The sequence below is a fragment of the Rhodopseudomonas sp. RCAM05734 genome (assembly GCF_052658035.1).
The window spans coordinates 1,538,416-1,564,997 of the sequence record NZ_CP199742.1; the positions used below are offsets into that span (position 1 = coordinate 1,538,416).

The 26,582-nt window shown below is 64.6% G+C and carries 23 protein-coding genes; 11 read left to right on the forward strand and 12 right to left on the reverse strand.

Annotated elements, in window-relative coordinates:
• Positions 1-96: 96 nt before the first annotated feature.
• The 4 genes from ccoG to ccoS are packed head-to-tail and all read left to right on the forward strand — an operon-like array spanning position 97 to position 4,456.
• The gene (ccoG, locus tag ACUXVA_RS07445) at positions 97-1,557 is read left to right on the forward strand and encodes a cytochrome c oxidase accessory protein CcoG (protein WP_265080879.1); all 1,461 of its coding nucleotides are present in this window, start codon (positions 97-99) and stop codon (positions 1,555-1,557) included.
• 19 nt (positions 1,558-1,576) lie between these two features.
• Complete coding sequence (locus ACUXVA_RS07450; RefSeq protein WP_445491490.1) at positions 1,577-2,077, forward strand: FixH family protein; 501 nt, start codon at positions 1,577-1,579, stop codon at positions 2,075-2,077.
• Between the two features lie 10 nt (positions 2,078-2,087).
• On the forward strand, positions 2,088-4,280 hold the full coding sequence (locus tag ACUXVA_RS07455; RefSeq protein ID WP_445491492.1) for a heavy metal translocating P-type ATPase: 2,193 nt from the start codon (positions 2,088-2,090) through the stop codon (positions 4,278-4,280).
• Complete coding sequence (gene ccoS, locus ACUXVA_RS07460; RefSeq protein ID WP_265080877.1) at positions 4,280-4,456, forward strand: cbb3-type cytochrome oxidase assembly protein CcoS; 177 nt, start codon at positions 4,280-4,282, stop codon at positions 4,454-4,456. Before ACUXVA_RS07455 ends, ccoS begins: the two co-directional genes overlap by 1 nt.
• A gap of 15 nt (positions 4,457-4,471) precedes the next feature.
• Here the strand turns inward: ccoS and ACUXVA_RS07465 are convergent, their stop codons facing one another.
• From ACUXVA_RS07465 to ACUXVA_RS07480, 4 genes are all read right to left on the reverse strand, one after another.
• A complete protein-coding gene (locus ACUXVA_RS07465) occupies positions 4,472-4,672 on the reverse strand; it encodes a hypothetical protein (RefSeq protein ID WP_265080876.1) in 201 nt (66 codons plus the stop codon).
• A 39-nt stretch (positions 4,673-4,711) separates the two neighbouring features.
• Positions 4,712-7,450 carry a bifunctional acetate--CoA ligase family protein/GNAT family N-acetyltransferase gene (locus tag ACUXVA_RS07470; RefSeq protein WP_265080875.1) on the reverse strand — a complete coding sequence of 913 codons (2,739 nt, stop codon included), beginning with the start codon at positions 7,448-7,450 and terminating at the stop codon, positions 4,712-4,714.
• A 44-nt stretch (positions 7,451-7,494) separates the two neighbouring features.
• On the reverse strand, positions 7,495-7,938 hold the full coding sequence (locus ACUXVA_RS07475; RefSeq protein ID WP_265080874.1) for a CBS domain-containing protein: 444 nt from the start codon (positions 7,936-7,938) through the stop codon (positions 7,495-7,497).
• Positions 7,939-8,032: 94 nt separating this feature from the next.
• A complete protein-coding gene (locus ACUXVA_RS07480; protein ID WP_445491496.1) occupies positions 8,033-8,512 on the reverse strand; it encodes an Hsp20/alpha crystallin family protein in 480 nt (159 codons plus the stop codon).
• Positions 8,513-8,721: 209 nt separating this feature from the next.
• On the opposite strand from ACUXVA_RS07480, the gene ACUXVA_RS07485 reads away from it, so the two are divergent.
• Positions 8,722-10,278 (forward strand): bifunctional aminoglycoside phosphotransferase/ATP-binding protein, encoded by a 1,557-nt coding sequence (locus ACUXVA_RS07485; protein WP_265080872.1) that lies wholly within the window; start codon positions 8,722-8,724, stop codon positions 10,276-10,278.
• Positions 10,279-10,285: 7 nt separating this feature from the next.
• On the opposite strand, the gene ACUXVA_RS07490 is transcribed toward ACUXVA_RS07485, so the two are convergent.
• Both ACUXVA_RS07490 and ACUXVA_RS07495 read right to left on the reverse strand, forming a co-directional pair.
• Positions 10,286-11,278 carry an IS481 family transposase gene (locus ACUXVA_RS07490; RefSeq protein ID WP_265078738.1) on the reverse strand — a complete coding sequence of 331 codons (993 nt, stop codon included), beginning with the start codon at positions 11,276-11,278 and terminating at the stop codon, positions 10,286-10,288.
• Between the two features lie 57 nt (positions 11,279-11,335).
• Complete coding sequence (locus ACUXVA_RS07495; protein ID WP_265080871.1) at positions 11,336-12,937, reverse strand: CYTH and CHAD domain-containing protein; 1,602 nt, start codon at positions 12,935-12,937, stop codon at positions 11,336-11,338.
• 297 nt (positions 12,938-13,234) lie between these two features.
• Between ACUXVA_RS07495 and ACUXVA_RS07500 the strand changes: the two genes are divergently transcribed.
• Positions 13,235-13,558, forward strand: coding sequence for a c-type cytochrome (locus ACUXVA_RS07500; RefSeq protein ID WP_265080870.1), 324 nt, complete (start codon positions 13,235-13,237; stop codon positions 13,556-13,558).
• Between the two features lie 17 nt (positions 13,559-13,575).
• On the opposite strand, the gene ACUXVA_RS07505 is transcribed toward ACUXVA_RS07500, so the two are convergent.
• The 3 genes from ACUXVA_RS07505 to ACUXVA_RS07515 are packed head-to-tail and all read right to left on the reverse strand — an operon-like array spanning position 13,576 to position 16,604.
• Entirely contained in the window at positions 13,576-14,682 is a 1,107-nt protein-coding gene (locus ACUXVA_RS07505) for an ABC-type transport auxiliary lipoprotein family protein (RefSeq protein WP_265080869.1), read from the reverse strand.
• Between the two features lie 3 nt (positions 14,683-14,685).
• A complete protein-coding gene (locus ACUXVA_RS07510) occupies positions 14,686-15,465 on the reverse strand; it encodes an ABC transporter ATP-binding protein (RefSeq protein ID WP_265080868.1) in 780 nt (259 codons plus the stop codon).
• 2 nt (positions 15,466-15,467) lie between these two features.
• Positions 15,468-16,604, reverse strand: a complete 1,137-nt coding sequence (locus ACUXVA_RS07515; RefSeq protein ID WP_445491501.1) for an MlaE family lipid ABC transporter permease subunit — start codon at positions 16,602-16,604, stop codon at positions 15,468-15,470.
• 391 nt (positions 16,605-16,995) lie between these two features.
• On the opposite strand from ACUXVA_RS07515, the gene ACUXVA_RS07520 reads away from it, so the two are divergent.
• The gene (locus ACUXVA_RS07520; RefSeq protein ID WP_265083888.1) at positions 16,996-17,979 is read left to right on the forward strand and encodes a zinc-dependent alcohol dehydrogenase family protein; all 984 of its coding nucleotides are present in this window, start codon (positions 16,996-16,998) and stop codon (positions 17,977-17,979) included.
• Between the two features lie 10 nt (positions 17,980-17,989).
• Here ACUXVA_RS07520 and ACUXVA_RS07525 read toward each other — a convergent pair whose 3' ends face one another.
• Both ACUXVA_RS07525 and ACUXVA_RS07530 read right to left on the reverse strand, forming a co-directional pair.
• A complete protein-coding gene (locus ACUXVA_RS07525) occupies positions 17,990-19,843 on the reverse strand; it encodes a PHA/PHB synthase family protein (protein ID WP_445491503.1) in 1,854 nt (617 codons plus the stop codon).
• A 20-nt stretch (positions 19,844-19,863) separates the two neighbouring features.
• Positions 19,864-20,229 carry a hypothetical protein gene (locus ACUXVA_RS07530; RefSeq protein WP_265080866.1) on the reverse strand — a complete coding sequence of 122 codons (366 nt, stop codon included), beginning with the start codon at positions 20,227-20,229 and terminating at the stop codon, positions 19,864-19,866.
• Between the two features lie 212 nt (positions 20,230-20,441).
• Between ACUXVA_RS07530 and mgtA the strand changes: the two genes are divergently transcribed.
• Positions 20,442-23,042, forward strand: coding sequence for a magnesium-translocating P-type ATPase (gene mgtA / locus ACUXVA_RS07535; protein ID WP_265080865.1), 2,601 nt, complete (start codon positions 20,442-20,444; stop codon positions 23,040-23,042).
• Here the strand turns inward: mgtA and ACUXVA_RS07540 are convergent.
• Entirely contained in the window at positions 23,013-23,843 is an 831-nt protein-coding gene (locus tag ACUXVA_RS07540) for a universal stress protein (RefSeq protein ID WP_265080864.1), read from the reverse strand. The two genes, mgtA and ACUXVA_RS07540, sit on opposite strands and share 30 nt — an antisense overlap.
• Before the next feature lie 288 nt (positions 23,844-24,131).
• Here ACUXVA_RS07540 and ACUXVA_RS07545 point away from each other — a divergent pair, with 288 nt between their 5' ends.
• The 3 genes from ACUXVA_RS07545 (at position 24,132) to ACUXVA_RS07555 (ending at position 26,551) form a co-directional block, all read left to right on the forward strand.
• Positions 24,132-24,884, forward strand: coding sequence for a universal stress protein (locus tag ACUXVA_RS07545; RefSeq protein ID WP_445491506.1), 753 nt, complete (start codon positions 24,132-24,134; stop codon positions 24,882-24,884).
• 32 nt (positions 24,885-24,916) lie between these two features.
• Positions 24,917-25,726, forward strand: a complete 810-nt coding sequence (locus tag ACUXVA_RS07550; protein ID WP_445491508.1) for a universal stress protein — start codon at positions 24,917-24,919, stop codon at positions 25,724-25,726.
• Between the two features lie 96 nt (positions 25,727-25,822).
• Positions 25,823-26,551, forward strand: a complete 729-nt coding sequence (locus ACUXVA_RS07555; protein WP_445491510.1) for a CBS domain-containing protein — start codon at positions 25,823-25,825, stop codon at positions 26,549-26,551.
• Positions 26,552-26,582 lie beyond the last annotated feature (31 nt).

Consider the following 26,582-nt stretch of genomic DNA (forward strand, 5'->3'; position numbering starts at 1 on the left):
GGAGCCGGGCTTTTCGGCAATTCTGTTTGAGGTGGATCAAATGCGCGTTTGAGATTGGGCTTAGGTTCAATCTGTAATGCGAGATGAATCCTTACCATGAACCAGCCTGTCCGACCCAGCGAACTGCAAGTTGACGACTATGGGCCGCTTTATGCGGCCCATAAGAAGGTCTACCCCCAGAGTGTTTCCGGTACCTTCCGCCGTATCAAGTGGGGCCTGATGGCCTTCTGCCTCGGCGTCTACTACCTGCTGCCGTTCGTGCGCTGGAATCGTGGTCTCGGCGCGCCCGACCAGGCGGTGCTGATCGACCTTCCCAACAGCCGCTTCTATTTCTTCTTCATCGAGCTGTGGCCGCAGGAGGTGTATTATTTCACCGGGCTGCTGGTCGTCGCCGCGCTCACTTTGTTCCTGATGAATTCCATCGGCGGCCGGATCTGGTGCGGCTATCTGTGTCCGCAGACCGTGTGGACGGATGTGTTCTACGCCGTCGAGCGGCTGATCGAGGGCGACCGCCGCGAGCGCATGAAAAAGGATGCCGCCGGCGGCATGAACATGCAGCGCTTCGCGGAAATCCTGCTCAAGCATTCGATCTGGCTGATGATCGCATGGTGGACCGGCGGCGCCTGGGTACTGTATTTCAACGATGCGCCGACGCTGGTGAAGGAGCTGGTGACCTTCCAGGCGCCGATGATCGCCTATATCTGGATCGGCATCTTGACCGCCACGACCTATGTGCTGGCCGGCTTCATGCGCGAGCAGGTCTGCGTCTACATGTGCCCGTGGCCGCGCATCCAGGCCGCGCTGACCGACGAATGGGCGCTCAACGTCACCTACAAATACGACCGCGGCGAATCGCGAACGTCGCTGAAGAAGGCGGCAGAGCTGCGTGCCCTCGGTCAGCCCGTCGGCGATTGCATCGATTGCTATCAATGCGTCGCGGTCTGCCCGACCGGCATCGACATCCGCGACGGTTCGCAGATGGATTGCATCCAGTGCGGGCTATGCATCGATGCCTGCGACACAGTCATGGCCAAGATCGGTCGCGAACCCCGGTTGATCGGCTACGACAACGACATCAACATCCATCGTCGCATGGAAGGCAAGCCGGACGTGTTCCGGCCGATCCGGCCGCGCACCATCGTCTATCTGGCGATGATCGCGGCGGTCGGCGGCATCATGCTCTACGCGCTGCTGACCCGGACCCTGCTCGACATCAACGTGCTGCATGACCGCAACCCGGTGGCGGTCCGGCTGTCCGATGGCCAGATTCGCAACGCCTATACGGTCCGTCTGCTCAACAAGCGCGGCTTCGATCGCGTTGTGGCCATCGACGTCGACGGCCCCGCCAATCCGACCATCCACGTGGTCGGTGCGGATTCCGTCACTCCCGACCGTCCCATGATCGTGCTGGGGCGCGACCAGACCACCGAGCTTCGCGTGCTGGTCAGCGCGTCGCCGCTCAAGGAAGGCGAGAAATCCGTTCCGCTGAAAATTCGCGTCACCGACATCGGCCTCGGCGACGTGACCTCCGCCACCGACAATTTTGTGATGCCATGACCGCATCAAGGAGCCATTCATGAGCAAGCCCGTCGCCGCACCGCGTCCACTCACCGGGCGCATGGTCCTGATCATGCTGATCGCTTTTTTCGGCGTGGTGTTCGGAGTCAATCTGACCCTGGCGAAGCTCGCCATCGACACGCTGCCCGGCACCGAAGTAGATAGCGCCTACAGCGCCAGCCTGGCCTACGAAGGCGAAATCGCTGCGGCCCGCAAGCAGAACGAGCGGGGCTGGAAGGTCGATGCCCATGTCGAGCGCGCTGCCGATGGCGTCGCCAACATCCTGGTCAATGCCCGCGACAGCCTGGGCAGCCCGCTGGCGGGGCTGGCTTTTTCCAGTCGTCTCGAGCGGCCGACGGATCGCCGCGGCGATCGCGAGGCCAATCTGGTCGAAGCCGAGAGCGCGGTCTATCGCGGCAAGGTCGCCGATGTGGCGCCCGGACAATGGGATCTCGTGCTGGAAGGCGATGCTTCCGGCCGGCGCGTGTTCCTGTCGAAGAGCCGTATCATCCTGAAGTAGGACCGCCGTCATGCTGGCAACGCGCGATTTCTCGCACTACGTGAAGAATGTTGGGTCGGGCCTGGCGCATATCGACCTTGCCGTCGAGGGCGTCAGTTGCGCCGGTTGCATGGCGAAGATCGAGCGCGGCCTCTCGGCGATCCCCGACGTGACGCTGGCACGGGTGAATCTGACCGACCGCCGCGTCGCGCTGGAGTGGAAGACTGGCACCCTCGATCCCGCCCGCTTCATCGATCGCCTGGCCGAACTCGGCTACAAGGCCTATCCGTTCGAAACCGTGCGCGCCGAAGCGGTCGAGGCCGAACAGTCCAGGTTCCTGATGCGCTGCCTCGGCGTCGCCGCCTTCGCCACTATGAACGTGATGATGCTGTCGATCCCGGTGTGGTCCGGCAGCGCCGGCGACATGATCCCCGAACAGCGCGATTTCTTCCACTGGCTGTCGGCGCTGATCGCGCTGCCCGCGGCCGCCTATGCCGGGCGGCCGTTCTTCCAGTCGGCCTGGCGCGTGCTGCGCACCGGCAACACCAACATGGACGTGCCGATCAGCATCGGCGTGGTGCTTGCGCTGGCGATGTCGGTTGCCGAGACCATCGCCCACGCCGAGCATACCTATTTCGATGCAGCCATCATGCTGCTGACCTTCCTGCTGGTCGGCCGCTATCTCGACCAGAACATGCGCCGCCGCACCCGTGCGGTCGCCGGCAATCTCGCCGCGTTGAAGGCCGAGACCGCCACAAAATTCGTCGCCGACAATGAAATCAGCGAGGTGCCGGTGGCGGCGCTGCGTGTAGGCGATATGGTGCTGCTGCGTCCGGGCGAGCGCTGCGCCGTCGACGGTACCGTGGTCGAGGGCCATTCCGAGATCGACCAGAGCCTGATTACCGGCGAGACGCTGTATGCGCCCGCCGAGCGCGGCACCGCGGTCTATGCCGGCACCATGAATATTTCCGGCACCCTGCGGATCCGGGTCTCGGCGGCGTCCGAAGGCACGCTGCTGGCGGAGATTACCCGGCTTCTGGAAAACGCCCTGCAGGCCCGCTCGCGCTATGTGCTGCTGGCCGACCGCGCGTCGCGGCTCTATGCGCCGGTGGTGCATGCCACCGCGCTGCTCACCATGATCGGCTGGGTGCTGGCCGGTGCCAGCCGGCATGACGCCATCGTCACCGCCGTCGCGGTGCTGATCATCACCTGCCCCTGCGCACTCGGCCTCGCTATTCCCACCGTGCAGACAGTCGCTTCCGGCGCCATGTTTCGTGCCGGTGTGCTGCTCAATGCCGGCGACGCCATTGAGCGCACCGCCGCGGTGACCCGCGTCATCTTCGACAAGACCGGCACCCTGACCCTGCCCGAACTCGACGTGGTCAACAGCGGCAATGTGCCGGCCGATATCCTTGAACTCGCAGGACGGCTGGCGCTGGCCAGCCATCATCCGGTCGCCGCCGCCGTGGCGCGTGCAGCCGGCGTGAAATCGCCGCTCAAGGGTGTAGTCGAGCAGCCCGGGCAGGGCGTGCGCGGTGAACTCGACGGAATCGAGCTGCGGCTCGGCCGGCCGTCGTTCTGCGGCGCCGAGGACATGGCGGAGCAGTTGCTGCGGCTCGATCCGGAAGTGTCCGTCGTCGCCTTCCGCATGGGCGATGAGCGTTATGTGTTCGCGGTCCGGCAAAGCCTGCGCCCCGATGCGCGGGAGATGATTGCCGGCCTCAAGGCCCGCGGCATCGCGGTGGAAATCCTGTCGGGCGATCGTGAGCTTGCGGTACACGCCGCGGCGCTGGCGCTCGGGGTCGACGAATGGCGCGCCGCCGTCACGCCGGCTGAGAAGATCGCGCGCATCGAGGCGCTGAAGAACCAGGGCATCAAGGTGATGATGGTCGGCGACGGCCTCAACGATGCGCCGGCGCTGGCCGCGGCGCATGTCTCCATGTCGCCGGTGACCGCCGCGCATCTGAGCCAGGCCGCCGCGGACATGGTGTTCCTCGGCAAGAAGCTGTCGCCCGTGGTCGCCGCCATCGATTATTCCCGCAAGGCATTGCGGTTGATGCAGCAGAATCTCTGGCTTGCGGTAGGTTACAACATCATCGCGGTGCCGGTGGCCATCACCGGCGTGGTGACGCCGCTGATCGCCGCATTGGCGATGTCCGGTTCGTCACTGCTGGTGATGCTGAACGCTTTGCGGGCGCGCCGGGTCGCGTCGGAAAGAACCTGATGGAAGTTCTCGTCTATCTCGTCCCGGCAGCGCTCGGCCTTGGGTTGGTCGGACTGCTGGGATTCATGTGGTCGCTGAAGAACGGCCAGTATGACGATATGGAAGGCGCCGCGTGGCGGGCTATCGCCGATGACGAGCCTGCGCCTACGACCCCCGCGGACGGCCCCGCCAAATAGGTTGCCTTGCCGACCTCAGCCGCAGCAGCACAGGAACGCCGTGACCGGCGCTTCCTGCCAGTGCGTCGGCTTCACGGCGAGTTCCTGCAGGGTCTCGGCATTCACCCAGCTCTTGCCGGTATGAAAGCAGGGGTAGCGCAGTTCATGGATGCGGTCGTCGATGATGGCCAGCTCGACTTCGCGAACCCGCGGCGCGGTTGAGATGTCTTTCCACATGCTCCGAATCTGCCAGTGGCGGCGGTGCCGCGCCTTGATTCAGATCAGCGCGGGCGCCTTTGTCTCTGTGTCTTTCCCGGGAGCCAGCGACAGCGTGACATGGTAGATGCTGTGGTCGTCGCGGTCCGGCTTCACGGCGAAGCCGAGATCCCGGCACATGTTGAGCATGACGGTATTGTCGGCCAGCACCTGGCCGGCGATGGTCGTCAGGCCCTCCGCCTTCGCGTAATCGATCATCAGCTGCATCAGCGCCCAGCCGAGCCCGCGTCCTTTCAGGTCCGAGCGCAGCAGGATGGCGTATTCGCCGCTGTCGTAGATCGAATCCGAATGCAGCCGGACGACGCCGATCATTTCGCCGCTGGCCTCGTTGAAGGCGACGAAGGCGATGGCGCGGGCATAGTCCAGCTGGGTCAGCCGGGCGATGAATTCATGGGTGAATTCCTTCATCGGCGCGAAGAAGCGCAGCCTGAGATCGCCGAGCGTGACATAGCGCAGCATTTCGTGGATCTGCGGTTCGTCTTCCGGGCGGATCGGCCGCGCGAACACGTTTAGCCCGTCCTTGAGCGAGAAACGGCGCTGCCATGAGGACGGGTAGGGGCGCACCGCGAAATTGCCATTGCCGGGGCCGGCGAATTTCTTCTGGATCACAGGCCGGACCGCGACGCGCGCGTCCACGGCGATCACGCCATTCTCGTCTGCCAGCAGCGGATTGATGTCGAGTTCGCTGACCTTCGGCAGATCGGCCGCCAGTTGCGCGACCTTGACCAGCGTACGTTCGACCTCGCCGGGCTTGACCGGAGGGACGTCCCGATAGCCGGCGAGAATGCGCGAGACCCGAGTGCGGCTCACGAGGTCGCTGGCGAGGTTGAGATCCAGCGGCGGCAGCGCCAGCGCCTTGTCGTTGATGACCTCCACCGCCGTGCCGCCACGGCCGAACACCACGATGGAGCCGAAGGTCGGATCGTTGGCGATGCCGAGGATCAGTTCCCGCGCCTTGGCGCGCACCATCATCGGCTGCACGATGACGCCGTCGATATGCGCGTCCGGCCGCTTGGCCTTGGCGCGATTGAACAGTTCGTTGACGGCGATGCGGACCGCCTCGACGCTGGTGACATTGAGGATGACGCCGCCGACATCGGACTTGTGCGGAATGTCCTTAGACAGGATCTTCAGCACCACCGTCTGGCCATTGGTGAAATGCACCGAAGCCTGCGCCGCCGCTTCGTCGGCGTTCGCTGCGGCGCCGGTAGCGACCATCGGGATCTGATAGGCGTCGAACAGCTGCTTCACCTCGATGGGATCGAGCCAGTCCCGTCCGTCGGTGATGGCCCCATCGACGATGGCGCGCGCGCGTTCCACGTCCGGCACGAAATCGCTGGGCAGGCTTGGCGGCACCTCGGCGAGCGCGGTGACGATCTCGCGGTGATGCACCAGATGCATGAAGCCGCGCACCGCGTCGTCCTCGGTGGCGTAGTTCGGAATGCCCGCGGCGCTGAGCGCCTTGATGATGTTCTGTTCGGCGCCGACCCAGACCGCCAGCACCGGCTTCGGAATCACATCGCGCTTGCGGCGATGCGAATCGATGACTCCGGTGACGGCCACGGCGATGTCGGCGGCGGGCGCGATGGCCGTCTGCACGTTCATCACCAGCACCGCGTCATTGCTCTTGTCAGCCAGCAGCAGCTCAAGCGTCGCGGCGTAGCGCGCGGCATCGGCATCGCCGACGATGTCGATCGGATTCGAGCCGGACCAGGTCGGCGGCAGGACGGCATCAAGCTGCTGCCGCGTATCGTCGCCGATGGCCGCGGGAATGCCGCCGAGTTCCGCCAGCCGGTCGATGGCCAGCACGCCGATGCCGCCGCCATTGGTCAGGATCGCGAGCCGCTTGCCCGGCGGCGCCTTGACCCGGCTGAGGGTTTCGACGCAATCGAACAGTTCGCGCAGGTCCGACACGCGCAGCATGCCGGCGCGGCGGAATGCCGCGTCATAGACATCGTCGGCGCCGGCCAGCGCGCCGGTGTGGGTCGCCGCCGCCTTGGCGCCCTGCGCCATGCGCCCGGCCTTGACCACGATCACCGGCTTCACGCGTGCCGCGGCGCGCGCCGCGGACATGAACTTGCGGGCATCCTTGATCGCTTCGACGTAGAGCAGGATCGCCTTGGTGCCCGAGTCCAGCGCGAAATAGTCGAGCAGGTCGGCGATATCGACATCGAGCTGGTCGCCGACCGACACGATGCCGGAAAACCCCACGCCGCGCTGCGAGGCCCAGTCCACCATGCCGGTGGCGATGGCGCCGGATTGCGAGATCAAAGCGAGATTGCCCGCCGCCGGCATGTGCGCGGCGAAACTGGCATTGAGCCGCGCGTTCGGCATCAGGATGCCGATGCAGTTGGGGCCGATCAGCCGCATGCCGTGTTGCCGGGCCGCGCTTTCGGTCGCCTCCGACAGCGAGCCGGTACCGTGGCCGAGGCCGGCACTGATGATGACCGCGCCGGCGACGCCGAGGGCGCCGGCTTCGGCGATGATGCCGGGGATCGCCGGCGCGGGCGCCGTGATGACGACCAGTTCGGGAACGAAGGGCAGCTCGGCGAGGCTGCTCACCGCCGTGGTGTCGCCGATCGTCCCGTAACGTGCGTTGACCAGGCCGAACTGGCCCTTGAAGCCCGCCGCAACGATGTTCTTCATCACCGCATGCCCGACGGAGCCGGGCCGCGGGCTCGCGCCAATCAGCGCCACCGAGCGCGGCGCAAGCAAGCTGCTCAATCGGTAGACGGACATCCGGTCACGACGTTTCTAAAAGGGGGATCTGGTCGGTCGACGGATCATGAAGCTGACCGTCCGTCATCGATGGCACACGCCTGCAGGGCACGCATGACATCCTCGCGCGAGATGATGCCTTGCAGCCGATGGTCGGCCGTCGCCACGATGACGCTGCGCATGCGGTGCTCCACCATCAGTTGCAGCACCCTGACCAGCTTGCTGGATTCGTCGACCGCGATGAATTTCGGCGTCATGAGCTCGCCGACGGTGCGCTTCATGAGCTCTTCATAGTTCGGCACCATGCTGCCCGGCTGCAGCGCAAAGCACTTCAGGAAATCGAACTTGGTGACGATGCCGACAATCTTCGAATTCTCAACCACCGGATAGGTGTTGAAGTCGTCCTTCTCGACCAGCGTGTAGAGATCGCGCATGGTCATGTCGCGTGTCACCGTGGCGACATCGCGGGTCATGAAATTTCCGACGGTTTCTTCGAGAAATTTGTACACGCGCCATCCGCTGTTCGGTCTTGAGACTATATCACTCAGTTGGTCGCAGGAACAGTGGCGCGCCGCGGCTGGCCGCAGCGCGCCACCGAGACGATCAGGCTGCGGTTTTGATGTCAATCTTCTTCGACTGCGCCGGAGCCGGCTTGGGAACGGTCACCTTGAGCACGCCATTGGCGATCGTCGCCTTGATGCTGTCGAGGTTGACGCCAGCCGGCAGTTGGACGGTGCGCATGAACGAGCCATAGGTCCGCTCGACCAAGTGGTAATCCTTGTCCTTCTCTTCGCGCTGGTTCTTCTTCTCGCCGCGGATGGTCAGGAGATTGTCGGCGGCGTTGAGCTGGATGTCCTTTTCCTCAAGGCCGGGCAGGTCCGCGGTGATTTCGATTTCCTTGTCGGTTCCCGCGACGTCCATGTTGGGAACCAGCGGATAGGACGCGGACGAAAACGATGGCAGGCCGCGGGTGAAGCCGTCGAACAGGCGATCAATTTCCTGCTGCAGGGCGGAAAACGGGTTGGCGGCGGGGCGGCCAGGGCTGCGGTCCTGGCCGACGGGAATGAGCGATTTCATGTTCATGATATCCTCCATCTGGGGCTCCTTGCCCCGGTGAAGCGATACCGTATTTGCGGCATTGCTGTTTTGATCAGGGTCAAGTAGGCGCAAAGTTCATTGCGCCATAGATGAACCGGTGCCCTTGCAACAGGCTGTTGTGACTTCGCACAATGTGGATTGGATGAGCGATCTCGCCATCTTCCGTCATGCATCAACAGGAAGCCGATCACCAGATGACAGGCGCCATCGCTTCCGAGGCGGCCTCGCAGGAGCAGGTATTTTCATTCCTGGCCGATCCCGCCACCCATGGTGGCCGCGCGGTCCAGCGCATCGACACCCATGCTGCGTCGGTGTTCCTCGCCGGCGATGACGCCTTCAAGGTCAAGCGCGCGGTGCGCTACCCCTATCTGGATTTTTCGACGCTGGAAAAGCGCAAGGCAGCTCTTGAGGTCGAACTCGAGGTCAATCGCGCCTTCGCCCCGCAGATCTATACCGGCGTCGTGCCGATCATGCACCGGCCGGATGGTGCGCTGGCCATCGGCGGCGAGGGCGCGCCGGTGGAGTGGGCGCTGCGGATGCGGCGCTTCGACGAGACCCAGACGCTCGATCATCTTGCCGCAGCAGGCCTGCTCGATGCCGGCCTTGCCGCCGCCACTGCCGAGGCGATCGTGGCGTCGCACGATGCGGCCGCGATCTGCCGCGATGCCGCATGGCCGCAGTCGATTCCCGCGCTGATCGCCGGCAATACCGGCGCCTTCGTTGCCGCCGGCTGCTTCGCCGCAGATCAGGTGCAGGCACTCGATCGCGACAGCGAAGCCGCCTTCGCGCGATGCAACGTTCTGCTTGCAAGACGGCGCGACGCCGGTTTCGTCCGGCGCTGTCATGGCGACCTGCATCTGGCCAACATCGTCCGGATCGACGGCAAGCCAGTATTGTTCGACGCGCTCGAATTCGATGCGGCGATGGCCACCACCGACGTGCTCTACGATCTGGCCTTCTTGTTGATGGACCTGATCAGCTATGGGCGTGGCGCGGCCGCCAACATCATCCTGAACCGCTATCTCGCGACCACATCGCTGGATAATCTCGACGCCCTGTCGACGCTGCCGCTGTTCCTGTCGATCCGTGCGGCGATCCGGGCCAACGTGCTGCTCGCCCGGCTCGATCGCAAGGGCAGCGACAGTGCGGGCGTGAAGGCGCGCGCCGAGATCTATTTCACGCTCGCCCGCCGGATGATCGCGCCGGCAAAGCCGCGGCTGATTGCGGTCGGCGGACTGTCCGGCACGGGGAAATCAGTGCTCGCGCGCGAGCTAGCGCCTGACATTGCGCCACTGCCGGGCGCCGTCTTGCTGCGCTCCGATGTGTTGCGCAAGCAGCAATTCACGATGCGGGAGACCGATCGCCTGCCGGGCGAGGCCTATCGGCCCGAGATCACCGCGAAGGTCTACGACACCCTCGCCGAACACGCCGGCCGCGTTCTGGCGGCCGGCCATTCTGTGGTCGTCGACGCGGTGTTCGCGCGGCCCTCCGAGCGTGCGGCGATCGCCGCGGTTGCCCGCGGTGCCAGCGTTGCCTTCACAGGCCTGTTCCTGGAGGCCGATACGGCGATCCGTGCCGCGCGTGTCGTAAGTCGTCGCAACGACGCTTCCGACGCGACCGCGGAGATCGCGCGGCAACAGGACGCCTACGATCTCGGCGCGATGGACTGGATTCCGATCGATGCGTCCGGGACGCCGGAGCAGACGCTGGCGCGAAGCAGGGCAACACTGTCGGACGACAAGACGTCGTAACGGAGCGCTAGATGTTTAGTCCCGGACTTTGATGGGTCGGATCAACATTGAATCTGGTGGGCTCTTTTGTCCAGATCTTACAAACGTACTCGTAGGGTGTGAGGCCCTGCAGGGTCTTTAGCCGACGCGCGAAGTTGTAGGCGTCGATGAAGTCGCCGAGGTGGCGACGGAGTTGGTCGTGGGTCTCGTAGTGGAAGCGCTTGACGGTCGCTTCCTTGATAGTCCGGTTCATCCGTTCGACCTGGCCATTGGTCCAGGGGTGCTTGGGCTTGGTGAGGCGATGATCGATGTCGGCCTGGGCGCAAGCCAACTCAAAGCCATGGGCCCAGACCGGCTCGCCACGCTCGAGGGCCAGCTTGATCTCAGGGACCGCTGAGCCACCGGCACCGGGCGTGGTGAAGTGCGTGCCATTGTCGGTCAGCACGGTGTGGATCTTGTAGGGCACGGCCGCGATCAGGTGGCGCAGGAAGTCGCCGGCGATGCGCCGAGTGGCTTTCTCGTGCAACTCGACGAAGGCGAACTTTGAGGTCCGGTCGATCCCCACGAACAGATAGAGCTTGCCCTGCTCGGTGCGGACCTCGGCGATGTCGATGTGAAAGTAGCCGATCGGATAGGTCTTGAACTTACGCCGATCTGGCTTGTCGCCCTCGACTTCAGGCAATCGCGAGATGTCGTGGCGCTGCAGGCAGCGATGCAGTGACGAGCGCGTCAGATGCGGGATGGTTGGTTGCAGGGCATACAAGCAGTCATCGAGCGGCAGCAGCGTGTGCCGCCGGAAGGCGACAATAAGCGCCTCTTCCTCGACCGTCAGAACCGTCGACTTCGGGTCTTTCGGCCCGGTTCGTAGATCTTCGACCGAGGCCCGCGCCTTCCACTTGGCGACGGTCTTGGGATTGATCCCATGCCGCCTGGCCAAGACCCTCAGGCTCTCTTGACTATGTTGTATCGCTCGACGGACCGCCGCTGTCGTTGTGGCGCTCCCGTGGTGAACCTGTCCCATAGCGCATCCTTCCAACCGTCGGAGAATAATGCACCATCAAATGCTGGGACCAAACATCTAGTCGTTTTCGTCGTCGACCCAGAATTTATCGGTACGGGCAAAGGCGCGATAGGCCTTGATCGAGGTCTTCAACAGCGCCTCCGCCTCTGACTGGCCGTCGCGCGCCAACAGTTGCCTGACCAGCGATCTCGCCGGCGGCGCACGCCGGGTACGGCGGGCTTTTTCCGCAGCGGCATCCAGCATTTCCTTCCAGCCCGCCTGATCGTTCAACTCGCCGAGCGCGGTCTGCAGGCGTTCCAGTGCGACGAGCGAACGGTCGATCGACGGCGCATTGCGCTTGCCGTCAAATATTCCGCGGGTCAGTTCGGTGGCGTAGCGCATGCGCTTGGCGCGCAGCCGTAGCTTGTGTCGCTGCGCTGGATCCAGCTCATCCAGATGCCGACCGTTGCGCATCTTTCGCTTCTGCCGCGTCAGTTCTTCCGCCACCACGGCGCTCGCTTTGCTGTCGGCGTACACGTCGTTGATGCAGCTGCCGTCGGCCCATTCCACGGCGCGCAGCGCAAAGGCGCGAAAGCGGTCGGATGTCAGCGCCGTTTTTACGCGTCGATACGCCATCGCACGTTGTCGCGCGAATGTCCGATGCAGTTCCGCGACGCTTTTGCGTCTGGGATGGGCTTTCATCAGCGGCCGCACCGCCTCGGCCAGGAACACGTCGAACTCCCGCGCCTTGCCGAGCTCGCCACCGATCCATTTCAACTCGCGCGCGACGATGGCGGGTTCGTCTGCGGAGAGGACTTCGGAAAATACCCGGATCGCCGCATCGAGCCGGCGCGCGGCAACGCGCATGGCATGCAATGCATCCGCATCGCCCGCACATACGCCGGCCCGATTGGCCAGCAGTTGGGAGAGGCAGGCGCCAAACACCGTCGTCACCGCTTCCGCCGCACTCATGGTCGGGGTCAAGGCGATGGCAGACGCCTTGATGGCGACGATCTTGTCGCCGTTCAGCAGTTGATAGCCGGCTTGAGCCGGGGATCTGACCGAGATGTCGGCCGGGACGATAGCCTGGATCTGTCTAGCGACGTCGAACAAGGCGGCGCGACGACCGCGCGTCAGTTCGAGGACCACGGCATGAAATGGCACGACGCTGTCGCCGGCGTTGATCCGGCCACTGTCGAGGGAAACCTTGACGCCGCCGAGGCGACAGCTCCGGCGCGTGGTCTCGGTGGTGAAGACGGATTGCAGCGCTGTCGGCAGGCGGTCGCCGCACAGCCGGGCGATCAGGTGGTCGGGAACTGAGGGCTCGCCGGCGGACGATGTCGTGTGCTGTTCGCAGCGTTGCAGAATCCCCAGCCGTGGTGCCTCGATGGTCTGCACCAGCCCGCCGGCTTCGCCGTGCAGCCGGAATGAGAATCCGGCACGGCCGAAGGCATGGTCCCTGGTGTCGAGATAGGTCGATCTCAGGATGCCAGCCTTGCGCGATTGCGACAGGCGGTCGCGTAGCAACGGGTGACGACTCAGGCGGAGAATGTCCGCGGCAGTGACGTCGAATGTGAGTTCGGCCAAGCCGGCGATGGCCGGGCTGTCGCCGGCTGACTCAGACGCGTCGCAATCCGGATCGTTCGATGGAGACGGCGGCAATGCATGACCTTTCTCCATGGCAGGCTAACCTAGTCGACGATCCGCGGGCAGGCGGGGGACTTGCTGCCCATCGAGAATTGTAGCGCGATAATACCGTCGATGAAACTCGCATTTTTGCGTGACAATTCGATTGCGACGGTCGACGCTGATGTATGATTGTTGCTCGGTCCGGATCTGCCGACGCGCCTCACGCCATCGGCGGGCAATCGGACTCAGTCTATTGATGCAAATCAATCGGCGACGGTGCTTGACTTAGTAAAGAATACTCTACGGAGAGTCGCTGCGCTCCCTGCACGTCTTGAAAGGTCCGGCTTCATGCTGCGAATGATCGTTGGTCAGATCGCCGTCGCGCTGCTGCTCCTCGCATCCGCGCAGGCTCAGGGGCCTTCGCCCGCCGTACAGCGCGGCAAGGCTTTTGCAATCAACAATTGCAGCAAGTGTCACTCCGTCGACAAGGTGACGCAAAGCCCGCTCAAGGTTGCGCCGCCGTTCCGCACCCTGCATCTGCGCTATCCGGTCGATACCCTCGCCGAAGCCTTGGCAGAAGGCATTGTCACCGGACATCCGTCGATGCCGGAGTTCAGGCTCGATCCCGACCAGATCAACGACTTCCTGTCTTATATGAAGACGCTAGAATAGATCGCGGCGGACCGCTTTTACAGCGCGTCCGCGGTCCAGGCGATCATCTCCTTGGCGATGCGGCCGAACGCGGCATCGAACGCGGCCACGGCCCCGATGGGATCGACCGTGTCGAGCTTCTGGCTCTGCTGAAACAGCTTTGACGCAACGACCTTGCCGTCCTTGTCGAGAATGCGCGCCGACAGCGCGATATCGGCGGTCGGCTCATGGTCCGTGTCGATCCGGAAGCGCCGGATATCGATGGCGATCTGGTCGTCTGCGGTCACACCGTCCATCGCGCGCAGCGGCGCGTGCGCCACGTCGTAATTCTCAAAACTCTCGATCAGCTTGGCTTGCAGCAGTTTGGGAATGCTGTCGGCCCATTGCGCGTCCTCGAAGCCGGGAAAGTCCTTGGCCGGCGAAAACAGGAAGCGCTGGGTCTGCAGCATCACCACGGCGGTCGGCTCCGGAATGGCGAGCTGTCCCTTGAGGGTCTTCGTCGGTGCGGCGAAGCCCTGCGCTGCTTGCAAGTTGTAGGTGGTCTTCTTGGCGGGCGCCGCGCCGCCGCCGGTCATGCGCTCGAGCCCGGTGACGATGCCGTCGAGTTTTCCGGTGTTGCGCGCCAGCCCCTCGGAGAACACCTGCAGATTGCCGATGGTTTTCTTCAGCGGATCCGCATTGTCGGCCAGCACGCCGTCGACGCGCTGCAGCGCGTCGCGCGCGGCCTGGGTCATGCTGCGTGTGGCGCCCGGATCGGCGATCAGGGTCGGCACCGGCCCGGTATTGCCGAGCATCTTGCCGCCTTCCAGCGCGACGACGGGAACGCCGGTCAGACCCTGGAAATCCAGCCCGACCCGGGTATCGGGTCGCACCGGCGTGGTGGTGGCCACCGAGATGGTGGCGTTGACGCGGCGCGGATCGTCCGTTGCCAGACCCAGTTCGGTGACCTCGCCGACACGGATGCCGTTGAACAGCACGCCGGCACCCACCAGCAGGCCGGGCACCGAGCCCTCGAACTGCACATGATAGGTGGTGCGCGCGCCGAGGCCGCCGGTGTTGTGCAGCCAATAGACGAAGCCGAACACGGCGACGATGGCCGCCAGCACGAATGCTCCGACGATGACGAAGGGGGCGCGTGTTTCCATGGCTCAGCTCGCTCTTGGTTGCAGCATCTGGGATCGCTTGCCGTGGAAATAGGCTCGCACCCAGGGATGTTCGGATCGCATCAGTTCGGGCAACGGCCCGATGGCAACGATCTTGCCGTCGGCCAGCGCGGCGACGCGGTCGCACACGGTATTCAGGCTGGCGAGATCATGGGTGACCATGAACACCGTCAGGCCCAGCGTCTTCTGCAGCGTCTTGATCAGCGTATCGAAATCGCCGGCAGCGATGGGATCGAGGCCGGAGGTCGGTTCGTCGAGAAACACGATCGCTGGGTCGAGCGCCAGCGCGCGCGCCAGCGCCACGCGCTTGGTCATGCCGCCGGACAGCTCCGATGGAAACTTGTCGCCATCCTCCGGTTTCAGTCCGACCATTTCCAGCTTGGCGTTGGCGATGTCGTCCATCAGCGAGGCGGACAATGTCAGGTTCTCACGCAGCGGAAACTGCACGTTCTGCCGCGCCGTGAGCGAGGAGAACAGCGCGCCCTGCTGGAACAGGATCCCCCAGCGGCCGGCGCTCTTCTGGGTGATGCGGTCGTTGACCCCACCGATCGGAACGCCCATCACCTCGATCTCGCCGCTGCGGCGCGGGATAAGGCCAATAATTGTCCGCAGCAACACCGACTTGCCGCCGCCGGAGGCGCCGACGAGGCCGAGGATTTCGCCGCGCCGGACGTCCAACGACAGGTGATCGATCACCACATGCTTGCCGAAGCCGACCACGAGGTCGCGAACCCGGATCGCGAAGGGGACTGCTGTCTCGGTCATCTTCACATTCCGATCGAAGCGAAGAACACCGCGAACAGCCCGTCGAGCACGATGACCAGGAAGATCGATTTCACCACCGAGGTGGTGGTCTGCTTGCCCAGGGATTCCGCGCTGCCCTTGACCCGCAGGCCTTCGCTGCAGGCAATGATGCCGATCACCAGCGCCATGAATGGCGCCTTGATCATGCCGACCTCGAAATGGGTGACGGTGACCGCGTCATGCAACCGGGCAATAAAGATGGCCGGACTCATGCCGCCGTAGAACCAGGCGGTCAGGCCGCCGCCGTACAATGCGGCGATCGACCCGATGAAGGTCAGGATCGGCAGCGCGCAGACCAGCGCCAGAATGCGCGGCAGGATCAGCACATCGACGGGATCGAGTCCCATGGTCGACAGGGCATCGATCTCCTCGCGCATCTTCATGGAGCCGAGTTCGGCCGTATAGGCGCTGCCGGAGCGGCCTGCGACCATGATGGCGACGATCAGCACGCCGAGTTCGCGCAGAACCAGGATGCCGACCATGTCGACCACATAGGAATCGGCGCCGAACCTGCGGAAATGAAAGATGCCCTGTTGGGCGATGATGGCACCGATGAGGAAGGTAATGAGCACGACGATGGGGATTGCCTGCCAGCCGACCCGGTAAAGCTGGTACACAAAGGATGTGAGCCGGAGCGAGCGCGGCCTGGCGACGATACGCAGCAATGCCATGCAGAGCGAGCCGAGCATCTGCAGGAAGATCGAGATGTCCTCGGTCGCGCCGAGCGCGGAACGGCCGAGCTCGTCCAGTTTGGTGACGACCATGCCGCGCGGCGCCGATGGCTTGGGAGCGTGGCGGTTGACCTGGCGGACTTCCTCGATCAGTCCGGCATAATCGGGCGACACGTTGACGATTTCGGCACGGTGACCGGCAAGTGGGACGCGCCGGGCAAGTTTCTCAAGCAGCCAGGCGCCGATCGTGTCGATCTCCCGGACACCGGCCAGATCCATCGTCACGCGGGCGGCGCGATCGATCTGGGGGGCCACGGCTGCTGCCAGCGTTTCCAGTGCTTCAGCATGGACTGCCGTCCACGCGCCGCTTGGACGCAGTTCCAGCGCGGCGTCCGTCGCCGTGGCAGTTAGCAGAGGGGCAGTGGACACGACGACCGTCCTTTTGCGATTCGGCTCCAGGGGGAAGCCGGGCTGTGCGAATGCTTGACTGTTGAGGAAGCGTGCACTCTGCGCACGCGAACCGTTTTGACGCACGTCAATGGGTGCCCGAACGGCTGGCGTACCGTCGCTATGGTTCGAAGGCAGCTCGATGCTTCCATCAAGGGGACCGGCCCTGTTGAGTCCGGGAGCCACCTTGGTCCGGTCGATGACCTCACTTGTGCGATCCTCGTTTGGCGACGAGCGGTTGATAGTGGGGAAGTATGTTTCGATCAGGGCAGGCTGCGGCATCCCGACATCGCAGGTGGCGCCGGTTGGATATCTTTGATGCAGGCCGCATTCTGGTTCGTCCGGATGCAGGCCATAACGCACGGTAGGCATGATGCGAGCAATGGTATTGTCGGGTCCGGGTGCTCAACTCCGTATGCAGGAGCGCGCCGACCCGCTTCCCGGTGCGGGACAGATTCGCGTCAAGGTCAGCGCCTGCGGCGTCTGCCGCACCGATCTGCATGTGTTCGATGGCGAATTGCCCGATATCAGATATCCGATCGTGCCGGGCCATGAGATCGTCGGCCGGGTCGATCTCGTTGGCGCCGAGGTCACCACGCATCGGATCGGCGATCGGGTCGGCATTCCTTGGCTGGGCAGCACCTGCGGCGTATGCCGGTTCTGCCGCGAGGGCATGGAGAACCTCTGCGACAACCCGACCTTCACCGGCTACACCCGCGATGGCGGCTTTGCCACGCACACCATTGCCGATGCGCGCTTTGCCTTTGCCCTTGGCGAGCACGGCGACGACGTGGCGATGGCGCCGCTGTTGTGCGCAGGCCTGATCGGCTGGCGCTCGCTGGTCATGACCGGCGACGCGCCGCGACTCGGCATCTACGGCTTTGGCGCCGCGGGGCACATCATCGCCCAGGTGGCGATATGGCAGGGCCGCTCGGTCCATGCCTTCACGCGTACCGGCGACACGGCGGCGCAGGATTTCGCGCGCCGTCTCGGCGCGGTCTGGGCAGGCGCCTCCGGCGAACTGCCCGACGCGCCGCTCGATGCCGCCATCATCTATGCGCTGGCCGGCGAGTTGGTGCCCATGGCGCTGCGCGCGGTGCGCAAGGGCGGGCGTGTGGTCTGTGCCGGAATCCACATGAGCGACATTCCGACGTTTCCTTACGACCTGCTTTGGGGCGAGCGGAAACTGTTGTCGGTTGCCAATCTGACGCGGCAGGACGGCATCGATTTCTTTGCCATCGCGGAAAAGGCGGGCATCCATGCCCAGACGACGGCCTTTCCGCTCAGCCAGGCCAACGACGTGCTCGCCAAATTGCGCGGTGGGGAGCTCCTTGGCGCCGCGGTGCTGCAGCCATAGGGGTCTGCGGTTACGGCTGGCGAACATAGTCGCCGGGCGCGTCTGGCAGGGAGCGAGCATCCGCGCCGCCGCCGCCCATGGGCGGTGGATCGCAAAGCGCGCCGGATCGCGCGGTCAGCCAGGTCGTCCATTCCGGCCACCACGATCCGTCATGATGCGGCGCCGTCTTCAGCCATTCATCCGGGCCGATATAGGACCCGTCGGCGGGCTTGAGGAGAACCTGATAGCTGTGACTGGGCTGGTCCGGCGGCGCGACGATGCCGGCATTGTGGCCGCCGCTGGTGAGCAGGTAGGTGACGTCGGCATCCACCAGGAAATGGATCTTGTAGGCTGACTTCCAGGGCGCCACGTGGTCGCGCACCGTTCCGACCACGAACATCGGCGTGTGAATGTCTGACAGCGAGATCGGCCGGCCGTCCACCAGATAGCGGCCCTCGGCGAGATCGTTGTGCAGGAACGGCTGGCGCAGATATTCCGAATGCATGCGGTAGGGCAGCCGCGTGGCGTCGGCATTCCAGGCCATCAGGTCCGACGGCGGCGCGCGTTCGTCCATCAGGTAATCGTGCACGATCTTCGACCAGATCAGGTCGTTGGAGCGCAGGATCTGGAACGCGCCGGCCATCTGCGTGGTGTCGAGCACCCCGCGCTGCCACATCATGTCCTCGAGAAAGGCCACCTGGCTTTCGTTGATGAACAATGAGAGTTCGCCGGCTTCGGTGAAGTCGGTCTGCGCCGCGAGCAGGGTGATCGATTTCAGGCGGGTATCGCCATCGCGGGCCATCGCCGCGGCGGCGATCGACAGCAGGGTGCCGCCGAGGCAGTAGCCCAGCGCGTGGATGCCGCGATCAGGCAGGATGTCGGCAATGGTCGCGACGGCGGCGTCGACGCCGAGCCGGCGGTAATCCTCCAGGCTGATGTCGCGATCCGCCGAGCCGGGATTGCGCCACGAGATCATGAACACCGTGAAGCCGGCATCCGTGAGGAATTTCACCAGCGAATTGTGCGGCGACAAATCGAGAATGTAGTATTTCATGATCCAGGCCGGCACGATCAGGATCGGCTCGGGATGCACCTTCGCGGTGGTCGGCTGGTACTGGATCAATTCAATCAGGCGATTGCGGAACACCACCTTGCCGGCTGCGGTGGCGACGGTCTTGCCGACCACGAAGGACTGATTCTCAGTGCTTTTTTCGCCGGCCAGCGCGTGGCTCCAGTCGCTGCAGAAATTCTGCCAGCCACGGACAAAATTTTCGCCTCCGGTCTCGATAGTTTTCCGCAGTACGTCGGGATTGGTGGCGGCGAAATTCGAGGGTGCCAGCACGTCGAGCGGCTGCCGCATCGAAAACTCGACAATGGCCTCGTTGGCCGGCGCCACGCCGCGCACCCCGGTCGTGGCATTGTGCCACCATTGTTCGCTGAGCAGGAAGGCCTGCGCCATCAGATTGAACGGCGGTAACTGCCAGTCCGGCCCGGCGAAGCGGCGATCCTGCGGCAGCGGCGCAATCAGCGGGGCAGGCTGGTCCTTCGATGAAGCCGCGGCTACGGCGTAGGTTGCGAGCTGCCTGCTGCGCTGCACGGCGTCCCGGGTTGTATCGAGCCGCTTGGCCGGCGCCGAAGCCAGATGCGCGGCCCAATCGAGCCATGCCATCGCCAGCGCCGTCGGCGAAAGGCCGCCGGTGAGCTGCGCCAGCATGGCGTGGAAGGCGCGATCGGCATCGTGCGGTTCATGGAGCGCCTGGTCCCCGGCGGCGGCGACCGGGTGCACAATATCAGGCACGGCGACCGGCGCGCGATGCGGAGGCGCGGGCTCTGCCACGCGCGGGAGCGGACTGCTTGAAGCCATCCGCTGCTCGACCTTGGTCATGTAGTCGTTCCCGGCCGTGCTCAGTCGTTGCGGGGGTGGTTGGTCAACTGCGCCATTGCCTGGACGACGCGCTCGCCATGGCGGAACAGGCGCTCGGCGTCGCGGCGCAGGAAGTCGAGCTGATGCTGGCTACATTCTGTCCACATGGTCTTGATATCGTTGGTGGAGTGCGCACCGGCCATCTTCGAGACGAGCTCGTTGAACAGGTGCGTTTCGGTGCGCGCGCGCTCGAACATCTCGTTGCCGGCGACCATCCATTCGTCGAGGAATACCCGCTGCGCGGTGAGCAGAATGTCGAATGTGCGCTTGCCGGCCACTGTCGAGCGCGTGACCGCGTCGGCCGCGGTTTGCTCGCCTGTTGCGATGTGCTCGGAAAGTTCTGCCATGACCGTCTCCGTGATCCAGAGGGTTCGAAAAAACAATGCCAGCGTTGCGCCGCTCCCGCGTTGCGCTGAATCAATTCAGCGGGAAGTCAGCAGTATAGCGCGGCGCCCGCGACGGGATCTTGATTCAGCTCAAGCGGGCCGGCGTCATTCCGGGGCATTCAGGTTGCTCTCGGAATCTGGCTCAATTCGTTCGACGGCGACCGGCACAGTCCATGACATTTTTCGTCAAGCACAGCTTTCCCATGCGGCGGCAGCGGCATGCCGCCAACGCTGCACCGGCCGATCTGTTCTGGCAGAAGCCGCCGGACGCCCTGCTGGCGGGCCTGCAAAGCCGGCGCGAGGGGCTGACAGCCTCGGTCGCTGCTGACCGGCTCGCGCAAGTTGGACCGAATGCCTTTCACGAACCGGTCAGGCAGCGCCTGCTGGCCAAGATCGCCAAGCGGGTGCTCAATCCGCTGATCGCCATCCTGCTGGTCGCCGCCGCCATCTCCAGCATCAGTGGCGATATCGCCAGTTTCATCATCATCGTGACGGTGATCGCCGGATCGATCGGGCTCGATATTGTTCAGGAACACCACGCCGAAGTCGCGGTGGAGACGCTGCGGCGCTCCGTTGCGGTCAAGGCCGATACCCGCCGCGACGGCAAGGTGATCGCGGTTGCCGTCGAGGATCTGGTGCCCGGCGACATCGTCGAGCTGCGCACCGGCGATCTGGTGCCGGCGGACGGCGTGGTGCTCGAAGCACACAATGCCCAGGTCAACGAATCGCTGATGACCGGCGAGGCATTTCCGTCTGCCAAGAACGACCAGTCGTCCAGCAGCGCGACGCCGAGCGATGCCGGCAATGCGCTGTTCGCGGGGACGTCGGTCGTCGGCGGCAGCGCGCTGATGCTCATCGTCGCCACCGGCCCGAACACCCGCTTCGGCGCCATCGCCGCGGCGCTGTCGTCGAACGAGCCGCCCACCGCGCTGGAACGCGGCGTGCACAATCTCGGCCTGCTGATCCTGAAGCTGACCATCTTCCTGACGCTGTTCGTGCTGTTCGCGCATCTGGTGGCCGGGCGGCCGCCGGTCGAGTCGTTCCTGTTCGCGGTGGCGCTGGCGGTTGGCCTAACGCCTGAACTGCTGCCTATGGTGATGACGGTGACCCTGGCGCGCGGCGCGCTGCGCATGGCGCGGAAGCAGGTGGTGGTGAAGCGGCTGTCGGCGATCCACGATCTCGGCGCCATGGACGTGCTGTGCGTCGACAAGACCGGTACCCTGACCCAGGCAAAGATCACGCTGGTCGATCACATCGGCACCGACGGTCGCGGCAGCGATCGCGTGCTGACGCTGGCATACCTCAATTGCAAGTTCTCGACCGGTATTCGCAGTCCGCTCGACGATGCCGTGTTGTCGCATGCCGACTTGCCGGCGGTCACCGAATGGACCCGGCACGGCGAGGTGCCGTTCGATTTCGAACGACGTTGCGTCTCGGTGCTGGCGAGCTATCGGGATAAGCCATTCCTCATCATCAAGGGCGCGCCGGAAGCGATCCTGTTGCGCGCCACGGCGATGGAGGACGGGAGCGGAGCCGCCCGTCTGATCGACGATACGGCGCTCGCGGCGCTGCACGAGGTCGAGACGCGGCAGATTGCGGCCGGATATCGCCTGCTGGCGGTGGCCATCAAGCCGATGCCGACCGGGACCGTCGAAGCCCACCTCGCTGACGAATGCGACCTGACCTTCGTCGGCTTCTGCGTGTTCTCCGATCCGCCGAAGCAGGACGCAAACGCCGCCATTGCCATGCTCCAGCAACTCGGCATCCGGCTCAAGATCATCTCGGGGGACCATGCCGCAGTCGTGCAGCATGTCGCCGGCGCGGTCGGGCTGACCTGCGAACGGGTGCTGACGGGCGACGAAATCGCCGAGCTGACCGACACCGCGCTTGCCACCGCGGTCGACGGCGTCGACCTGTTCGCACGCGTCGCCCCGGACCAGAAGACCCGCATCATCAGGGCGCTGCAACGCCGCGGCCACGTGGTCGGCTTCCTCGGCGACGGCATCAACGACGCGTCGGCAATCCACGCCGCCCATGTCGGCCTGTCTGTGGAGGGCGCCACCGACATCGCGCGCGGCGCCGCGGACATGATCATGCTGGCGCCGGATCTCGGCGTGCTGGCCGACGGCGTGCGCGAGGGCCGCCGGACCTTCGCCAACATCCTGAAATATGTCCGCATGGGCACCAGCTCGAATTTCGGCAACATGCTGTCGATGGCGCTGGCGTCCATCGTGCTGCCGTTCCTGCCGCTGCTGCCGATGCAGATCCTGCTCAACAACTTGCTTTACGATCTGTCGGAAATAGGCATCCCGTTCGACAGCGTCGATGCCGAAGAGGTCGACAATCCGCATAGCTGGGACATGAAGAGCATCCTGCGCTTCACCATCGTGATGGGCGCGGTGTCGTCGCTGTTCGACGCCGCGACCTTCACCCTGCTGCTCAAGGTGTTCCATGCCGATGCGCCGACGTTCCAGACCGCCTGGTTCCTGGAATCCATCGCCACCCAGATCCTGGTGATCTTCCTGATCCGCTCCCGCGGCGCGTTCTGGAAAAGCCGGCCGCACTGGATTCTCGTCGCGACCTCGCTGGGCGCGCTGGCGGGCACCATCCTGATGGTGGTCAGTCCGCTACGCCATCTGTTCGGCTTCGTAGCGATCGGCGCCCAGCTCGGCTGGACCATTGTGGCAATCGTGATCGCCTATCTGGCCTGCGCCGAGGCGCTGAAGCGGTTTGCCATTCCGCGCTCAGCGCGACAGCAGCGAGCAACGCGTTGACGGGTTGACCAGTTGCCGCGTTACGCCGCCGAGCACCCATTCGCGGAATCGCGAATGACCGTAGGCGCCGGCGACGATCAGCCCGGCGCCGACATCGGCGGCGATGCTTTCAAGTTGCTTTGCGGTATGGCCGTGGTCGTTGGCGACCTGAGCGCGGGCGGTGACGCCGTGCCGCGACAGCCAGCCGACCACGTCGTCGAGTCGCGCTTGCGCCGCCGGACGCCGCGTCTCGTCGTCGATCAGTTCGGCCACCGTCACGTCCCTGGCCTTGCGTAGCAGCGGCAGCGCATCGGAGATGGCGCGCCGCGCCTCGGTCGTATCCTTCCAGGCCACCAATACGCTGCGCAGATCCAGCCACGTTCCGGCATCGGGCACCACCAGCAGCGGCCGTCCGGCCTGCATCAGGAGATCGCTGGGACTGGCCTTCTCGAAGGGATCGCCGAGCCCGCCGCCGCCATCCTGGCCGACGATAAGAATATCCGCCGCGCGCGCTTGCTGGACGATATAGCGTGCCGGGAAATCTTCCGCGCTGCGCCACTCCAGCCGGTCCGAACGGGAGTGCAGCGCCTTGCGAAACTGCGCTTCCAGCGCGGCGACGCGGTTGCTGATCTCGGCCCGACCCTGGTCGAGGAGTTCCTGCGCTTGATTGCCGTCCGTGAAGTAAAGCGGCGGGCTGAACTGCGCAGCGGTGATTCCGATAACATGGGCGTCGAAGCGTTCGGCCGTCTCCCGGGCGATTTCCAGGCACGCGTCATTGGATCGGTCCAGTGCAAGGCCGACCATCACCGTTGCGTACGTCATCGTTGCTCCCTCATTGCGGCTGCCGTCACCGCTTTTCGCGCGCCCGGCACCGTCAACGCGCGCAGGACGCCGTGGCGTAGTCATTCTTGATAGCGAGGAATTAGGCCGAGAGGATGAGCTAGATCAAAGTATCGCGGCTGGCGACACGTCACAATATGAGCGCGGTCATGAAATCCGACCAGGTACCCCGACGAGAAGGCGTAGCTCATGCTGAAAGATATCGTCGTCCATATACCGGTTGAGCGGCCTGCGGCTCCGCTGATCGACTGCGCCCTGTCGGTGGCGACCATGTTCGGCGCCCATCTGGATGGCGTGGTCTGCACCTACCAGAGCATCAATCCGGCCATGTCGGTGGGCCCGACGGCTGCCGCCTTTGCGCTGCCCACCGAGTACAATACGGATCCGCAGCTGGCCGAGAGCCGGCTCGACAAGTTTGTGGCGGCCGCCGCACAGGCTGGCATCCCAGCCGGTCGCGGTTGCGTGTCGGACACGCCGTTCCTGGCCAATCGTGCGCTCGCCGAAATCTCGCGGCTGTACGATCTGGCCATCGTGGCGCAGGCCGATTCGGCGCAGCCAACCCATGACGGGGCGTTGCCCGAGGCCTTGCTGTTCGGCTCCGGGCGTCCGATGCTGTTGGTTCCGTATATTCATCGGGGCCCCCTGAAGACCGGCCGTGCCTTGATCTGCTGGGATGGTAGCAGCCAGGCATCGCGGGCCGTTCACGATGCGTTGCCGCTCCTCAGGCGGGCGCAGGCTGTCGATGTGGTCAGCGTCAACGGCAGCAATTCCGCTGCAGGCGAAAGTTCGGCGCCGGCGCTGATCAGCCATCTGGCGCGGCGTGGCCTATCCGCAAATCTGCAGCATGCGACCGCCGAATCGTCGAATATCCATAACGTCATCCTGTCCCTGGCGGCGGATCTCGGCAGCGATTTCCTGGTCATGGGCGGCTACGGTCATTCGCGGCTGCGTGAAATCATCCTCGGCGGCGTGACCCGTGGTATGCTGGAATCGCTCACCATCCCGGCCCTGATCTCTCACTGAATCCGGAGCGCGATGTGACCTACCGATCGCTGATGGTCTATCTCGACCCCGACCATTCCAATGAGTCGGCGTTGCGGGTCACCGCCGAACTGGCCACCCGGTTCAAGGCGCAGGTGACCGGGGTCGCCGCCGGGGTGCCTGTAATGCCGGTTCACGCCGATGGAATGATCGCCACCAGCGTGCTGGAAGTCGACTACACCCAGCTGGAAGAAGCGCTTCGCCGCTGCGAGGGCCGCTTCCATGCAGCGCTGATGCCGGTGGGCGATGCGCTGCAATGGCGCGCGGCGATTGCCGCGCCCGCCGAATACTTGGCGAGCGAAGCGCGGGCTGCCGATCTGATCATCGTCGGTCGTTCTGCAGACGAAGCCGGACCATTGCTGAACCAGTCGCTCGACATCGGTGACATCGTGATGGGCGCGGGCCGGCCGGTGCTGGTCGTGCCGCCGGGAAAAACCAGCCTCGCGCCGGACCGCGTCCTGGTGGCGTGGAAGGACACCGCCGAGGCGCGCCGCGCCATCGTCGCGTCGCTGCCGTTGCTCAGGCAGGCTGTTGACGTGACAGTCGTCGAGATTGTCGCCGGCGATAGTGATATTGCCGACGCGGCCGTTCGCCTCGCCGATGTCGCCGCCTGGCTTCAGCGTCACAACGTGACCGCAACCGCCCGCGTCGAGCTCTCGGCCGGCCCGGCCGGCAATCATCTGGACCTGCTGGCCGAACAGAACGGCGTCGATATCCTGGTGGCCGGGGCCTATGGCCATAGTCGTCTGCAGGAGTGGATCTTCGGCGGCGTCTCGCGCCATCTCCTCAAGGCGTCGTCGGTCTGCACGCTCTTGATGCATTGACCGAAAGTCCGCCGGCAATTGACCTGCGTCAAACGGCGGCGCGGGCTTTGGAATAGCATTTCACCATCGATTTTACGTCCAACCCGGAGGTCGCACATGCGCGCACATCAGATCATGACCCGGCAGGTCGTCACGATTCGGCCCGAAGCCACCATCGTCGAGGCCGCCGGCACGATGCTGCAGAAGCATATCAGCGGGCTTCCGGTGGTTGATGCCGCCGGCAAGCTGATAGGCATCGTCTCTGAGGGCGATTTCATCCGCCGCTCCGAAATTGGAACGCAGCGCAAGCGCGGTGGCTTTCTCAAGTTCCTGCTCGGCCCCGGCGCGTCCGCGGCAGAATTCGTGCACGCGCAGGGTCGCAAGGTCGGCGATGTCATGACGCGCGAGCCATTGACGGTGACCGAAGATACGCCGCTCGAGGATATCGTCCAGCCGATGGAGAAGAACCATGTCAAGCGGCTGCCGGTGATGCGCGGCGCGGACATCGTCGGCATCGTGTCGCGCGCCAACCTGCTGCAGGCGGTGGCCGATCTGGCGCGCGCGGTGCCCGATCCCACGGCCGATGACGATCACATCCGCAATCGCATCTATGCCGCGCTGGAAAAGAACGACTGGATGCCGTTCGGTCTCACCATCACGGTGCGCGACGGCATCGTTCACATCAGTGGCGTGATCACCGAGGAGCGCGCCCGAAAGGCGACGATCGTCGCCGCGGAAAACGTTCCGGGAGTCAAGGAAGTGCACGATCATCTGTGCTGGATCGAGCCGATGTCGGGCATGTATCTGAATTCCGCGGAAGACGAAGCGATCGCGAAAGCCGGCTAGGCCGGCTGCGAAAACGACACTGAGGAGCCAT